At 70.1% G+C, this 13988-nt stretch carries 8 protein-coding genes and 2 pseudogenes; 6 read left to right on the top strand and 4 right to left on the bottom strand.

Translation table 11 applies throughout. From position 1 onward, the window contains the following. Positions 1-60 precede the first annotated feature (60 nt). Positions 61-1503: an FAD-binding oxidoreductase gene (locus tag ACFOVU_RS25520; RefSeq protein ID WP_378537646.1), complete on the bottom strand. Its 1443-nt coding sequence runs from the start codon at positions 1501-1503 to the stop codon at positions 61-63. A 760-nt stretch (positions 1504-2263) separates the two neighbouring features. Here ACFOVU_RS25520 and ACFOVU_RS25515 point away from each other — a divergent pair. Further along, the gene (locus ACFOVU_RS25515) at positions 2264-2389 is read left to right on the top strand and encodes a hypothetical protein (protein WP_378537645.1); all 126 of its coding nucleotides are present in this window, start codon (positions 2264-2266) and stop codon (positions 2387-2389) included. A 141-nt stretch (positions 2390-2530) separates the two neighbouring features. Then, positions 2531-2749 (top strand): annotated as a pseudogene (locus tag ACFOVU_RS25510) (tyrosine-type recombinase/integrase); the annotation flags it as partial. A 411-nt stretch (positions 2750-3160) separates the two neighbouring features. Here the strand turns inward: ACFOVU_RS25510 and ACFOVU_RS25505 are convergent. The 3 genes from ACFOVU_RS25505 to ACFOVU_RS25495 all read right to left on the bottom strand — a co-directional run bounded on the left by ACFOVU_RS25505 (position 3161) and on the right by ACFOVU_RS25495 (position 6220). Next, positions 3161-3742, bottom strand: coding sequence for a flavin reductase family protein (locus tag ACFOVU_RS25505; protein WP_378537643.1), 582 nt, complete (start codon positions 3740-3742; stop codon positions 3161-3163). Further along, positions 3739-5013 (bottom strand): acyl-CoA dehydrogenase family protein, encoded by a 1275-nt coding sequence (locus ACFOVU_RS25500; RefSeq protein WP_378537641.1) that lies wholly within the window; start codon positions 5011-5013, stop codon positions 3739-3741. Before ACFOVU_RS25500 ends, ACFOVU_RS25505 begins: the two co-directional genes overlap by 4 nt. Positions 5014-5248: 235 nt before the next feature. Continuing rightward, on the bottom strand, positions 5249-6220 hold the full coding sequence (locus ACFOVU_RS25495; protein WP_378537640.1) for a helix-turn-helix domain-containing protein: 972 nt from the start codon (positions 6218-6220) through the stop codon (positions 5249-5251). 134 nt (positions 6221-6354) lie between these two features. Between ACFOVU_RS25495 and ACFOVU_RS25490 the strand changes: the two are divergent. The 4 genes and pseudogenes from ACFOVU_RS25490 to ACFOVU_RS25475 all read left to right on the top strand — a co-directional run. After that, a pseudogene (locus tag ACFOVU_RS25490) lies at positions 6355-6525 on the top strand (tyrosine-type recombinase/integrase); the annotation flags it as partial. 722 nt (positions 6526-7247) lie between these two features. After that, entirely contained in the window at positions 7248-8246 is a 999-nt protein-coding gene (locus tag ACFOVU_RS25485) for a LacI family DNA-binding transcriptional regulator (protein WP_378537638.1), read from the top strand. 310 nt (positions 8247-8556) lie between these two features. Continuing rightward, on the top strand, positions 8557-9888 hold the full coding sequence (locus ACFOVU_RS25480; protein WP_378537636.1) for an MFS transporter: 1332 nt from the start codon (positions 8557-8559) through the stop codon (positions 9886-9888). Between the two features lie 100 nt (positions 9889-9988). Beyond that, a partial coding sequence (locus ACFOVU_RS25475) for a family 78 glycoside hydrolase catalytic domain (RefSeq protein WP_378537635.1) occupies positions 9989-13988 on the top strand: 4000 nt, incomplete at its 3' end.

Below are 13988 nucleotides of genomic sequence, written 5' to 3'. Positions count from 1 at the left end.
CGACCCGATTCCGTTCTGCGGCGGGGCCGGCGGCACCCCCGGATGCTTCGGTTCAACGCCTCACACGGGTCTGGGACCGGCGTCGGCGGTCCCGCTGGGGAGCGGCGTGGCGGCGAAGACGGAATCCGGGTCGACCGCGGACTTCACGGCGAGCAAACGTTCGGTGTTCGGCCCGTAGGACTCCGCAACCTGGTCGGGAGTCTCCGGCCCCAGGAAGTTCACGTAGCCGCCCGGCAACGAGAACGGCTCAAGCGCCGCGTGCAGCTGTTCCAGCCAGCGCAGGTGCGAGGACCCACCGCCGCCACCTCCTGCGTTGTCCTCGATTTCGCCGTCCTCCCACAATGAGATCAGCTCGATCATCAGGTGCGGTTCGCGTCGGCCGAAAGCCGTCGAGCCGAGGGGCGGACGGGCGGCGGCACCATGGAATTGATGCCACACGATCGCGGAGTACGGTGAGGTGAACTCCTGGGCGGCCCGGTCCAGGACGGTCGCGATGGAACCGGAGATGCTCTGGACGGTGCGCGTGCGAATCGCGCCCATCCGCCCGGGTGGGAACATGGCGTCCGTCGCGGCCAGCGCGGCGGAACGGGCGATCGGTCCGACTTCGGCCAGCACGGGTGTACCGAGTCCGGCCAGGGCACGCACCGGCCCGTTCTCGGCGTTGCCCACCTCGATATCCCCCGACCAGGTCGGCGCGACGTACACCGTGGGGTTCCCGTCCGGGCCGGGAAGGAAGCCCACATCCACCGTCAGCTCGTCCGGGCTGTCCTGAAGGATCCCACCGAGGCGGGCGAGAATGTCGGCGCTCTGGACGATCGGGTACAAGATGGTTCCCGACACCACTGTCGGCACGGGGTGCAGACGGATCCGCGCCGAGGTCACGACACCGAAGTTGCCGCCGCCGCCGCGCAACGCCCAGAAGAGGTCCGGATGATGTTCGGCGTCGGTGGTCACCAGTGAACCGTCGGCCAGGACGACTTCGGCGCCGAGCAGGTTGTCGGCTGCGAGCCCGAACCGCCCGGTCAGGGGGCCGTATCCGCCGCCGAGCGTGAGGCCGACCATGCCGACGGCGCCCGCCGTTCCGGTGACGGCGGTCAGGCCTGCCCGCTCGGCGGCGGATACGACGTCGGACGAGAGCGCCCCGCCACCCACCGTCGCGAAACGGCGGCCGATGTCGACCTGAACTCCCCGCATGTCGGTCAGATCGAGAACCAGTCCACCGGGACGGAACGCCCGCCCCCAGAAGTCGTGACCCCCGCCGCGCACCGAGAGCGGCACCCCGTGGTTGCGAGACGCGCGTACCCCGGCCTGCACGTCAGCGGTGGTCGCGCACCGCACGATGACGGAAGGACGGACATCGACCGCTGCATTGAACAACGTCGCTGCTTTCGCGTACTCCGGTCCGTTGGTGAGTACGCGGCCTGCGGGGATGCTGGACCGCAGCTCGGCCAGCAAGGCAGTGCTGACTGCGTCGTCGGCAATGGCATGGGCACGAGATTGCATGGTCACTCCTGTGTGTCGCTCCTGGGTGCGGCCGTCGACGGCGGCGGCATGGAGCCGGAGACCGGCGCGGTCAACGAAGTTCGGTGGCGTTCCGCCCCGGTCGGGGGCCAAGCCGCCGGACGGCCTCTCGGCGATATGTGGGAAATGGATCTGGCAAAGCCTGGGGGAGCCGGTCCGGTGTCGTTGCGCACCTCTTGCAGCACATCCCGGACCACCTTTGAGGGTGAGGCGGCCCTGCGCGACGTCGTCCCGGTCGCCGGTGGCCACGAACCCTACCGTGTCTCGAGGGTGCTCGGATCGACCGCGCCGACGCCCAGAACCCGGCGTGGTGTGATCCCGGTCCAAGAGCTTGAGTGTGCCGTTGCGGCACGGTGTTGACTCGAACCAAGGCCGATCGACATCGCTGAACAGTGTCCGATGCGGTCACGACCGGACGGCCGAGACCTGCACGAGGTCGTGGCCGGGACGCCGATGACCGAGGCGTGCTGTCGGACCTGCCGCGGACCGGGCCCCTTATCGCTCGGATGGGAGCACTCGTATGGGTATCACCTAGGATGACCACCGGGAGCACGGCGCCGTCGGGCTGGCCGAGCCGGCGAAATCCGGGCGGTGAGCGCCGTCGAACTGCTCCACGCGGCGATTGCCCGTTCGACGCCGTCGAACCGGCGATCAACGCGATCCGCCACCGACTCGACGACGACGCCCGCGCCCGCGCCCGCTCCCGTAGCCCGCTGTCCGGGCCGTTCGATCTGATCGGGACATGACGATCCCCGTCCCAGCCGCGGAGATCGGCCGGGTGGGCGCCGAGGGCCGATGGCGCAGCGACGCTGCTCGCTGCGTGCGCGGGGGCAGGTGGTCGTGGGGTGCGTACGGGCAGGTCAGCTGACCCAGCTGCCCTTGGGTGAGAGCCGACGGGCAAGGGGACGGCCAGTGTCACTGATCGGGTTGGACCACGACACACATCGGCGATCTCGCACCCGAAGTCGTCCGCCAGGGCGTGAACGAGGGCGGCGCCCAAACCCAGCACATTGCCGCCGAGGCCGGGCTGCCGCCGATCGGGCTGCACGGGCTGCGCCACGGAGCCGCCTCGCTGAGTCTGGGGGCGGGGGTGGATGTGAAGGTGGTCTCGGCCGAACTCGGCCATTCCACCACCCACTTCACCCAGGACACCTACCAGACCGTCTATCCCGAGGTGGCGCGTGCCGCGGCCGAGGCCACCGCCGCATCGGTGCCGTTGCGGGCGTGAGACCGGACGATCATTGAACCCGCCCGGCGCCGGTCCTCGGACGCTAAATGGGCATCCGGGATGGTCGGCGCGGACCTGGTGAAAGGGGCGTCGGAATGGTTCGGGTGGGGCGGATCACTAATGGTGGTCCGCCCCACCCGGCGCTTTACCGGCGTCTGCGGCGCGCATGGGGCGGCAGTTGGAGCGATCACGGGCGTGACGCTCCCCAGCGCCGGGCACGAGAGACAGGTCAAACGTTCCTCGCCGCCGGCGGTATCCCTGTGGTGCCCTCTCTTGACCGCTACGATCGCCCCGCCGGACGGCAGGGCCGCCGATCCGCGCCGACGCGAGATCAGGTTCGCCTCCCTGCACGTGAGCCGGTACCGCCCCGGGCGGGCGACTGGTCTTCCACGCGGGTATGTGGAGGTGTCGTCAGAACCCGGCGTCGGCCGTGGGCTTCCCCTCGCCGGTGCGCTCCGGTTTCGGCCGGTGACTGGCGGACAGGGCAGCGAAGGATCCCTGGAAGTACAGCAGAGGCGCGGCATCCGGATGGCCCGACAATGCCACGACCTTTCCGACGACCAGCAGGTGGTCGCCGACGCGGTACTCGTCGGCCAGTTCGCACTCGATGTGCGCCACCGCCCCGTCGAGTAGCGGAGCACCGGTGACCCCACGGTGCCATGGCACGTCGGCGAACTTGTCGCCGCCGCTCCGCGCGAACGACAGGGCCACTTGTACCTGGCTCTCGGCGAGGACGCTGGCCGCGAAGCGGCCGGTTTCCCGGATCGAGGGATAGCTCGTGGAGGTGATCGCGGGTGCGAAGGCCACCAGGGGCGGCTCCAGCGACATGCTCATGAACGACTGGCAGGTGAGCCCGACCGGACGGCCGTCGACGTCGGCCGTCACCGCGGTGATGCCGGAGCAGAACCGGCCGAGCACGTCGCGGAAGTGTGCCGGGTCCACACGCGCCGGTTTCCCCCCGCCACCGCGCGGGCCTCGGTCTGTGGCGTTCATCGCGCGCCGGCCTTAGCGGCGTCTTCGGCCGTGAGCAGTTCGGATCCGAGCTGCGTGGCATTGAGCTCCCGCATCAGTTCGGCCGGGTGCGTACGGCAGGTGCTGAAGTCCCGCCAGTAGCGTTCCAGCCGCGAACCGCTGCGCATCACGCTCGTCCCGCTGGTGCGGGCCAGCAGGTCCATCGCCTCGGTCACGAGTCGGCAGCCCTGCTGGGCCATGCTCGCCAGGCGCAGGTCGTCGGCGTGGGAGAACTCGCCCTCGCCGGCGGCATCGCGCTCACACAGGGTGTGGTAGGAGTCCCCGATGCGGTCCAATGCGGCCTCGGCGACGTCGACCAGCGTGGACATCCGGCCGTACCACTCCTGGTACTGCGGGTCCTCCGCGCGCGTCACGCGCGGGTTCCAGGTGGCCTTCTTGCCGTGCATCATCGCGGTGTACTCGTCGAGCGCCGCCCGGACCAGACCGATCTCGATGGCGAGCTGCTCTGCCATGAGCACCCCGAATATGCGGCCGGTGTACATGGGGTTCCCGTGCGCCGCCATTCCGATGTTCGGGTCCAGCTTGATGGAGGACGGTCCCATCTCTACGATGTGCTCCGCTGGCACCACGGCGTTCTCCACTCGGATCGAGTGCGAGCCGCTGCCGCGCATTCCGAGCGTGTTCCCCCAGTCGTCCAGAACGGTGCACTGGGCGCGGGGCACCAGTGCCATGCCGATGCGGGGCGCATCGTTGTCTCCGGCGGGCAGCATGACCGAGCTCATCGCATGCGTGGAGTACGGGGCGCCCGAGGAGTAGTCCCACGTGCCGTTGAGCTCCCACCCGTCCTCATGCGGCACCGCCCGGACCGAGGGGACCATGCGGGACGGTGCCACGAAATGCCCGGCTGAGCCCACCGCCTCGGCCTGCACCTCAGGGGCGAACAATCCGGCCATGATCAGTACGTGCGAGGAACCGAGCGACAGGCACCATCCGGTCGAGGGGCAGCCGCGGGAGACCTCCACGACCACGCGCATGAAGTCGGTGATCCGCATCTCGTAGCCGCCGAACGCCTTGGGCATGAGCATGCGGTAGAAACCGGCGCGCTCGAATTTCTCGTGGGTCTCCTGCGAGTAGTACGTCCGCTTCTCCGTCGCCTCCTGCTCAGAGCGAAGGTGGTCGCGCATGTCGCGGGCTCGCTGGATGACCATCTCGGCCGTGAGCCCCGGCTCAGGCTGGGGAATGGGGGACCCCACCAGTCCCAAGGTGTTCGGACCGCTGCCGGTCGTCGTCATGCCGCTTCTCCTCTCCCCGTGGCCCCTGCGCTCCGCAGGGGCGAGCCGACCGGAACCACACGGTGCGGCCATGAGGTGGTCCGGCGGCCGCCGGAGCGCTCACAACCCGTGTAGAGGTCGGTACAGGCGAGTGTCGCGGCTCCACTGCATGACCGGCGAGGAATAGGGGCGAAGACGGCGGAAACGGGAAGCGGTGGCGGATCCGCGCACGCGCCGGGATCCGCCACCGCCGCGCTCACGCGCGTACGGACGAGGCGCTGCGGGCCTGCCGCCGGAGTTCGGCCGGGCGGACCCCGAAGCGCTCGGTGAACTTCCCGGAGAAGTGTGATGGCGAGGCGAACCCGCACCGGTGGGCCACCTCCGCGACGGTGAGCATCCCGCCCTCGCGCGAGGTGATGAGGCGATGGGCATGGTCGAGCCGCCGCCCGAGGATGTACCGCGGCACCGTGGTTCGGTGGGCGGCGAAGACGCGGGAGAGGTGACGCTCGCTGATCCCGATCCGCGCCGCAACGTAGCCGGCTCCCAAGGCGGAGTCGGCAAGTCCGCGTTCAATGACCTCGCAGGCGGCGTCGAAGTGAGCACGTGGGGAGGGGGAAGCGCGTCCTCCGGCGGACATGGCGCCGACGAGTTCCAGGACGGCGGCCTCGTCGGGTCTCGGCGCGGTCTCGGAACGGGTGGCGCCTTCCAGGAGACGGCCTAAAGCGGCCACGTAAGCGCCGCTGGTGCCGTCGGTACCGATCGTCTGCGGCGCCGCAAGGTCGATCGGTCCCACCGCGTTCTCGTAGACGCCTCTGGGAATGACGACGGCGACTTCCGCCATGCCCTTGGCGGATCCGACCAGGCAGGGCAGGGTGGAGTGATGGACGAGGGCCTGCCCCGGGCGCAGCGTCCACGCACCATCGCCGGTATAGAAGGCCGTCCTGCCCCTGAGCGGGACGAGCACCCTGACGTATTCGCCCGGCTGGGCTCGGATGTGTTCGCTGTCGCGCTCGATCATGTGGGGGGCGCCGGTAACGCGCGTGAGAATCAGGGAGCCGGACCGGGCGAGCGTGGCACTGGCATGGAAACGCGGTTGCAGCGTGCGACAGCGTAAAGGCGCCACCACCCGGCTAATGCGGCTCTCCCACTGCTCCAACCGCTGGTCCTCCGGGAGAGCCGTGGTCGCCAACCGGAGCCACTGGCCGACCGATCGGGCCGGTTCGCCCATGATCACCTCCGCATCTGTCAGTCCCGCGTTTACCCGCCGATTCTGGGAACGGTCCCGATTCGCCTGACGGATCAAAGAACGATGAGTCGTCATTGTATTCGGCGAGCACGAACTCCCGATCGGGCTGCACGAGCCACGGTGCCGCCTCCCACGGCCTCGCATCGGGGGTGGATGTGAAGGTGGACTCGGCCGAACTCGGCCACTCCACCGCCCGCTTCACCCAGGACACCTACCAGAGTGTGTACCCGGAGGTCGCGCGTGCGGCGGCCGAGGCCACCGCCGCGTTGGTGCCGTTGCGGGCGTGAGACCGGCCAGTCGTTGAACCCGCCCGGCGCCGGTCCTCGGACGCGAAAAGGGCGTCCGGGATTGGCCGGTGTGGATCGGGTGAAACGGCCGCGGGGATGGTTCCGGTGGGGCGGATCACCATGGTGGTCCGCCCCGCACGGCGTTTTACCGGCCAGTGGGGGCCGCATGGGGTTCCCCGCCGGTGGCGGGGTCGTCGGCCGGTGTGCGGCGCGCAGGGCCCGCTGCGGGGTTTTCAGCGCGTATTCAGCATGGGGCCCAGGGCCGTTCGGCCCATGTGGTGCGGTCGATGGCGGTGGCGAGGGCGCCGTCGAGGTGTCTTCACCTGCGGAAACGACTGGTCCCCGACTACCGAGCACACATGGAGCACACATCGGCCCTTTTGGGTGTCCGGTTTGTTCCTCGCACCCCGTCTGACCTGGCGCACCTGGCAGGATTCGAACCTGCGACCGTCGGATTAGAAGTTGCCCAGCCAGCTGCCGGGCGGTCGCAGGGAGTGCCCTTTTGTGCCTGCTGATCCGCGATGCGAATTCATCCGGTGTCGATCGGTGCCGTTTGCATCCGGCCCGGTCCATGACCACCGAGCACAAACGGAGCACACGTTCCGCTGGGTCGTTGTTGTGGAGGCCGGCCATTTTGATCTGCCGACCGACACACTGGGCGCTTTGGTATTGTCACATTGCTAGCGCGCGCAAGTATATGCACGGTCGGGAGACAGCACACGATGGCACGGCGGGCTTCGCAACGACGGACCACGGCCGCGGATATCGCCAATGAAGTCGGCGTGTCACGCGCGACTGTCGGTTTCGTCCTCAACGAGACCCCCGGACAGAAGATCTCCGAGGCTACCCGCAGCCGCGTCCTGGACGCGGCGGTCCGCCTCGGCTACCGGCCGCACCGGGCCGCTCAGGCACTCGCAAGCGGTCAGAGCAGGATCATCCTGTTCGTCCTGCCCGACTGGCCGGTGGACTACAGCATGCGGCGCTACCTGGAGGAGGCGTCCCTCCTTCTCGACGAGGCCGGCTACAGCCTGGTCACCTCAACCCCGCACCCCAGCGGGCAGGCGCATCCCCTGTGGGAGTCGCTGAACCCCGATGTGGTCGTCGGCTTCAGCTCGTTCGGCCCTGAGGACGTGGCCTCCATGCGCGCCAACGGGGTCGGCAGGATCATCCCTTCCCCGGAGGAGGAGCCGGCGTCCTTCCGCGGGTCGCCGGCTCTCACCACCGGGCCGCGGCTCCAGGTCGAGCACCTGCACGGGCTGGGCCACCGGAGCCTGGCCTTCGCCGCTGCACCGGATCCGCGCATCGCCGCAATCGTCGCCGAACGTGCGCGCGCGGCCCAGGAGGCCGCCCGGCGGCTCGGTCTGGAGCCCCTGGAGGTGCGGCCGGTGGCCCACGACGACGAGCGCGCCGGCTCCGTGATCGCGCAATGGCGGGCGACCGGAGTGACCGGGATCGTGGCCTACAACGACGACACCGCCGCCGCCACCGTGAGTGCCGCGATCCGCGCGGGTGTGTCGGTGCCCGGAGACCTCGCCGTGGTCGGCCACGACGACAGCCCGCTGGCAGCGGTGTTCCTCCCCTCAATCTCCAGCGTGCGGCTCGACACCGCCGGGCTCGGCCGGTATCTCGCGCAGTGGGTCCTCGACGAGGTGGGCGGCCTCTCACGGCCGCACGGGCACCTCGACGTCGACGCGACCGTCGTACGGCGCGAATCCACGTGAGCATCCGCCTTTCGACCTGAACTCGGGCGCGGCGGGCCCTGGCGGCATCGCTTCCCCACATCTGCTCTCGCTGATCGATCGGGCCCGCCGGCGGCTCCGTGGGTCCGCGTGCACGACATCGGCACCGATCTCGCCCCGCGACCGCGGCTCCTGGCCGCCGACCAGTGGTACTCGCGCGGTGGACGCCTCTGGGTCCGCCCAATTGCCCCTACTTGCGCGCGCTAGTGAATGTGTCTACGATCACGTCATTGCACAACTAGCGCGCAATAGTTGCTGGTCGCGCGTTCACGCACCCCCTGGAGCCATCGCCATGACCATGAACCCCAGCGGCGCGCCAGCCCAGGAACCGTCCTCCGCGGGTGCGCAGTCGGCGTCCCCGCCGAACGAGGCGCTCACGGGCGACACCCTGCCCGAGGTCGGGGCGGTCTACATCTGGCTGATGGTGTTCGCCCAGTTCGGGGTGTTCGTCGCTTTCATCACGCCGCTGGCGATCTCCTTGTCGATCCGGGTCGATCAGCTCGCACCCGGGCACGAGGAGTACCTCGGCTACATCACCGGTTCCGGGGCGCTGGCGGTGATGGTCGCCGGTCCCGTCCTCGGCGTGCTCAGCGACCGTGCCCGCACGCGCCTGGGGCGCCGGCGCCCGTTCATGATCGCCGGAATGGTACTCGGTACCGCGTCCCTGTGCGTGATGGCCCTGGCCCCCGACATCGTCCTGTTGGGAGCGGGCTGGATCCTCGCGCAGCTCGGCTGGGGACAGGTGCTCGGAAACCTGCAATTCTCCACGGCCGACCGGCTCCCGGAATCCCAGCGCGGCAAGGTCTCCGGGCTGACCGGATTCGCCACCCAGGTCGCCCCTGTTCTCGGGGTCGCGCTTGCGGGACAGCTGACGCGGGACAACCTCCTCCTCTTCCTCGTGCCGGGCGCCATCGGCATCGTGCTCGTCACGCTGTTCGTCGTGTTCGTCCACGAGGACGACACCCGCAGCGCGACCTTCCCCGAGGCGCTGACACCCGGGTCGCTGCTGCGCAAGTACCTGTACGACCCGCGCACCTACCCCGACTACTCGTGGAACTGGCTCGGCCGCTTCCTCTTCTACTTCGGGCTCACCCTCAACACGACGTTCACGGCGTTCTTCTTCGCCTCTCGCATGGGGGTGAGCGTCGATGAAGCCGCCGGGGTGATCGCCGGAATCTCACTGTTCGGTGTTGTGGCCACCACGGTCGGAGCCATCGGCGGCGGCTTCCTCTCCGATCGGCTGCGCCGCCGCCGCGTCTTCGTGTTCGGCGCCGGGGCCCTGTTCGCGGCCGGCGCGATCGTCATGGCCGTCTCCGCGGATCTTCCCCTGCTCATCGTCGGAGCCGCGCTCACCTCCGTCGGCATCGGCGCGTTCGCAGCGGTCGACCAGGCGCTCCTGCTCGACGTGCTGCCCGAGCGCGAGACCGACGCCGGCCGCTTCATGAGCATCACCGGGTTCGCGACCTCGATCCCGCAGGCGGTCGCACCGCTCATCGCGCCGGCGTTCCTGGCCGTCGGCGCGGGCGCCACAGGGGAGAAGAACTACGCCCTGCTCTACACCGTCGCGGCCGTGTGCACATTGGCCGGAGGGCTCGCCACCACCCGGATTCGGTCGGTCCGGTGAGCGCGCCGGAAACGATCGCGACCCCACCGCCCCCCATGCAACCGCCGCCGACACGCCCACTCTCGACCCGTCCGGCACCAAGCCCGAGGAGGCCGTCTCCGTGACCATCACCCCCACACGCCTGCGCTTCGAGCACCACCGCGATCCGATCGGCATCGCCGAGACCCGACCGCGCATGAGCTGGATCGTTCCGGAGGCGCCGACCGGATGGCGCCAGTCCGGCTATGAGGTCCAACTCGACGACGGCATGACCGTGTCGGTCGAGGGCGACGAGTCGGTGCTGGTCGCGTGGCCCTTCGCGCCGCTCTCCTCCCGGGAGCGGCGGGCCGTGCGGGTGCGCGTCGCCGGAGAAGACGGTTCCCTGTCGGCATGGAGCGAGTGGGCCACCGTTGAGGCGGGTCTACTGAGCCCTTCGGATTGGGTCGCGCAGATGGTGGGCCCGGATGCGGCCGGCGCGATCGCCGCCGAGTCCTCGCCGCTCGTACGGGGCACGTTCGGGGTGCGGGATGTGCCGGTGTCTCGCGCTCGTGTCCACGCGAGCGCGCACGGCGTGTTCGAGTTGGAGGTCAACGGCCATCGCGTCGGACGCGACGAGCTGGCTCCGGGCTGGAGCGCCTATGAATCGCGCCTGCGTTACGCGACCTACGACGTAAGCGGCTATCTCACCAGCGGGAAGAACGCGGTGGGCGCGTGGCTCGGCGACGGCTGGTGGCGTGGGTTCCTCGGATGGGACGGACGCAAGGCGCTCTACGGCTCCGAACTCGGCGTCATCGTCCAAATCGAGATCGAGTACGAGGACGGGGAGTGCCAGACCGTGGCATCCGGCCCCGAGTGGAAGGCGGGCGCGGGCCCCATCCGCTCCGCCGACCTCTACAACGGCGAACACTTCGACGCGCGGCTCTTCGACACGGCGTGGTCGACCGCCGCGTTCGACGATTCCGCGTGGGAGAGCGTGACCGTCCGCACCTTCGATGCGGGCGTGCTGACCGCCCCCGACGGCCCACCCGTCCGCCGAGTCGAGACGCTCACCGCGCAGAACATCACGAGGAGCCCTTCGGGGGCGGCGATCGTCGACTTCGGCCAGAACCTCGTCGGGCGCCTGCGGATCCGCGTCAGGGGCAACGAGGGCGACGTCATCACCCTCCGCCACGCCGAGGTGCTTGAGAACGGCGAGCTCGCGACCGGTCCGCTGCGCGCCGCGAAGGCCACCGACACCTATGTGCTCCGCGGCACGGGAGCCGAGGAGTGGGCACCCCGCTTCACCTTCCACGGCTTCCGCTACGCGGAGATCACGGGCTGGCCCGGAGAGGTCGGTGCCGACGACGTCGTCGCCGAGGTGCTGCACACCGACATGGAGCGCACCGGATGGTTCTCGGCAACCGATCCCCTCGTCGGCCGGCTCCACGAGAACATCGTCTGGGGCATGAAAGGCAACTTCGTCGATGTGCCCACCGACTGCCCCCAGCGCGACGAGCGGCTCGGCTGGACCGGCGACCTCCAGGTGTTCGCTCCCACCGCCGCCTACCTCTACGACTCGGCCGGAATGCTGTCATCGTGGCTGCGCGACCTCGCCGCCGAGCAGCAACGCTACGGCGGAACCCCCATGATCGTGCCCGCGGTGACGGTCGGGTACAACGGCCCGATGGCCGGCTGGGCGGATGCCGCCACCGTCGTCCCCTGGACGCTCTACCAGTCCTACGGCGACCTCGACGTGCTGCGCCGGCAGTTCGACAGCATGGCGTCCTGGGTCGACGAGGTCGAGGCGGCAGCGGGCGCCGACCGCATCTGGGACGCCGGGTTCCAGTACGGCGACTGGCTCGACCCCACCGCCCCCGCCACGCGCCCCGAGGCGGCGCAGACCTATCCCGAGATCGTGGCGACCGCCTACTTCGCCCGCTCGGCACGGATCGTCGCCGACGCCGCCGCGCTCCTCGGCCGTGACGACGACACGGCCCACTACGGCGTGCTCGCCGACGAGGTGCGCACCGCCTTCCACCGCGAATATGTCGCGCGCTCCGGTCGCCTGCTCTCCGACAGCGCGACCGCCTACTCCCTCGCGCTCGTCTTCGGCCTCATCGACGACGCCGACGAGCGGCGGCGGGCCGCCGACCGGCTCGCCGAGATCGTGCGCGGCAACGGGTACAAGATCTCCACCGGATTCATCGGCACGCCGTTGATCTGCGACGCGCTGAGCGCGAACGGCCACGCTGAAGCCGCCTACCGTCTGCTTTTGCAGACCGAGAGCCCGTCGTGGCTCAACACGGTCGAGCTCGGCGCCACCACGATCTGGGAGCGGTGGGACTCGCTCCTGCCCGACGGCACCGTCAACCCCAGCGGGATGACCTCGTTCAACCACTACGCCTTCGGGTCGGTCGGCGACTGGATGCACCGCGTGGTCGCGGGCCTCGCCCCCGCCGCCCCCGGCTACCGCCGCCTGCGCGTGGCGCCTCGGCCGCCGCGGCGCGGATTGACCGCGGCCTCGGCACTCCTGCACACGCCCTACGGCACGGCGTCGAGCGCATGGACGCTCACCGACGGCGCGGTCGAGCTCACCGTCGTCGTGCCGGTGGGCGCCACCGCGGAGGTCGTCCTGCCTTCCGGCGCCGTGCACGAGGCCGGACACGGCACGCACGTGTACACCGAGCCCTTCGAGGTCGAGCCGTCCACACGCCGTACCGTCACCGTCGACACACCGCTCGGCGAGATGATGGACGACGCCGAGGCCATGGCCGTGCTCAAGGGCGTGGTCACGAAGTACATCCCCGAGGCGGCGGAGCACATGTCGGCGGGCCTGCGCGGACAGGACCAGGTCACGCCGCGCCAGATCGCGGCGATGCTGCCGCGCCCCGACGGTGTGCTGGCGGACCTGGAACGCGGCCTCGCCGCGGTGTCAGCGGGAGAAGAGATCCCCCTCGACGTCCTCAGCGCGCCCGAGCCGACAGCAGAGGAGGACGCCGGTCTCCAGGCCAAGGCCGCGCTGCTGACCGGCCGCGACTTCGCGTCCACGCGGGCGGCCGAGGGCATCCGGTCACTCGTCCTCGCCGACGGGCCCCACGGGGTACGCCGACAGGACGGCGAATCCGACCATCTGGGGGTCCACTCCTCACGGCCGGCGACGTGCTTTCCGCCCGGGGCGGCGACCGGATCCAGCTGGGACCGGGCGCTGATGCGCGAAATCGGCGAGGCGATCGGGCGAGAGGCCCGCTTCCTGGGAGTCGACGTCGTCCTGGGCCCCGCGATCAACATCAAGCGCTCGCCGCTGGGCGGCCGCACCTTCGAGTACCTCTCCGAGGACCCCCGCCTCGCCGGCGAGCTCGGAGCCGCATGGGTGCAGGGTCTGCAAAGCAGTGGGGTCGGCGCCTCGGTCAAGCACTTCGCCGTCAACAGCCAGGAAACCGATCGGATGCAGGTCAGCGCGGACGTCGACGAGCGCACTCTGCGCGAGATCTACCTGCCCGCATTCGAACGCATCGTCACAACGGCGCGACCCGCCACCGTGATGAGCGCCTACAACGCGATCAACGGCGTCTTCGCCTCGGAGAACGCGTGGCTGCTGACAGAACTCCTCCGCGACGAATGGGGCTTCGACGGGCTCATCGTCTCCGACTGGGGCGCCGTCAAGGATCGCGTCGAGGCACTGCGCGCGGGCCTCGACCTCGAAATGCCGTCCTCCAACGACGAGGGAACCACGGCGATCATCGGCGCGGTGCGCGAAGGGCGCCTCGACCGCGACGCCGTCGAACGCGCCCACGAACGCCTCGCCCGTCTCGCGGAGAGGACCGCTCCCGACGGCGGCACCGAACTGGACCACGACGCACACCACGCGCTCGCGCGGCGTGCGGGTGCGGCATCGGTCGTCCTGCTGCGCAACCGGGCCCAGACGCTGCCGCTGGTCCCCGGTCGCAACGTCGCCGTGATCGGCGGGTTCGCGATCGACCCGCAGTTCCAGGGCGGAGGCAGCTCACATGTCAACCCGACGCGGGTCGACATCCCGCTGCACGAACTGCGAGCGGCGCTCGGGCACGACCACGTCACCTTCGCCCACGGGTATGGCACGGACGCGGACGCCGATACCGAAGGGCTCATCGCCGAGGCCTCGG

The organism is Nocardiopsis sediminis (assembly GCF_042650565.1).
GTDB classification, from domain to species: Bacteria; Actinomycetota; Actinomycetes; order Streptosporangiales; family Streptosporangiaceae; genus Nocardiopsis_B; species Nocardiopsis_B sediminis.
Note: the sequence above shows the minus strand (reverse complement) of the source record. Positions and strands in the feature narration are given on the sequence as shown.

Bases quoted from the DNA above. Each gene is read 5' to 3' on its own strand.
- ACFOVU_RS25505 (WP_378537643.1), bottom strand. From the start codon at position 3,742: ATGAACGCCACAGACCGAGGCCCGCGCGGTGGCGGGGGGAAACCGGCG.
- ACFOVU_RS25495 (WP_378537640.1), bottom strand. From the start codon at position 6,220: ATGGGCGAACCGGCCCGATCGGTCGGCCAGTGGCTCCGGTTGGCGACC.
- ACFOVU_RS25520 (WP_378537646.1), bottom strand. From the start codon at position 1,503: ATGCAATCTCGTGCCCATGCCATTGCCGACGACGCAGTCAGCACTGCC.
- ACFOVU_RS25480 (WP_378537636.1), top strand. From the start codon at position 8,557: ATGACCATGAACCCCAGCGGCGCGCCAGCCCAGGAACCGTCCTCCGCG.
- ACFOVU_RS25485 (WP_378537638.1), top strand. From the start codon at position 7,248: ATGGCACGGCGGGCTTCGCAACGACGGACCACGGCCGCGGATATCGCC.
- ACFOVU_RS25500 (WP_378537641.1), bottom strand. From the start codon at position 5,013: ATGACGACGACCGGCAGCGGTCCGAACACCTTGGGACTGGTGGGGTCC.
- ACFOVU_RS25515 (WP_378537645.1), top strand. From the start codon at position 2,264: ATGACGATCCCCGTCCCAGCCGCGGAGATCGGCCGGGTGGGCGCCGAG.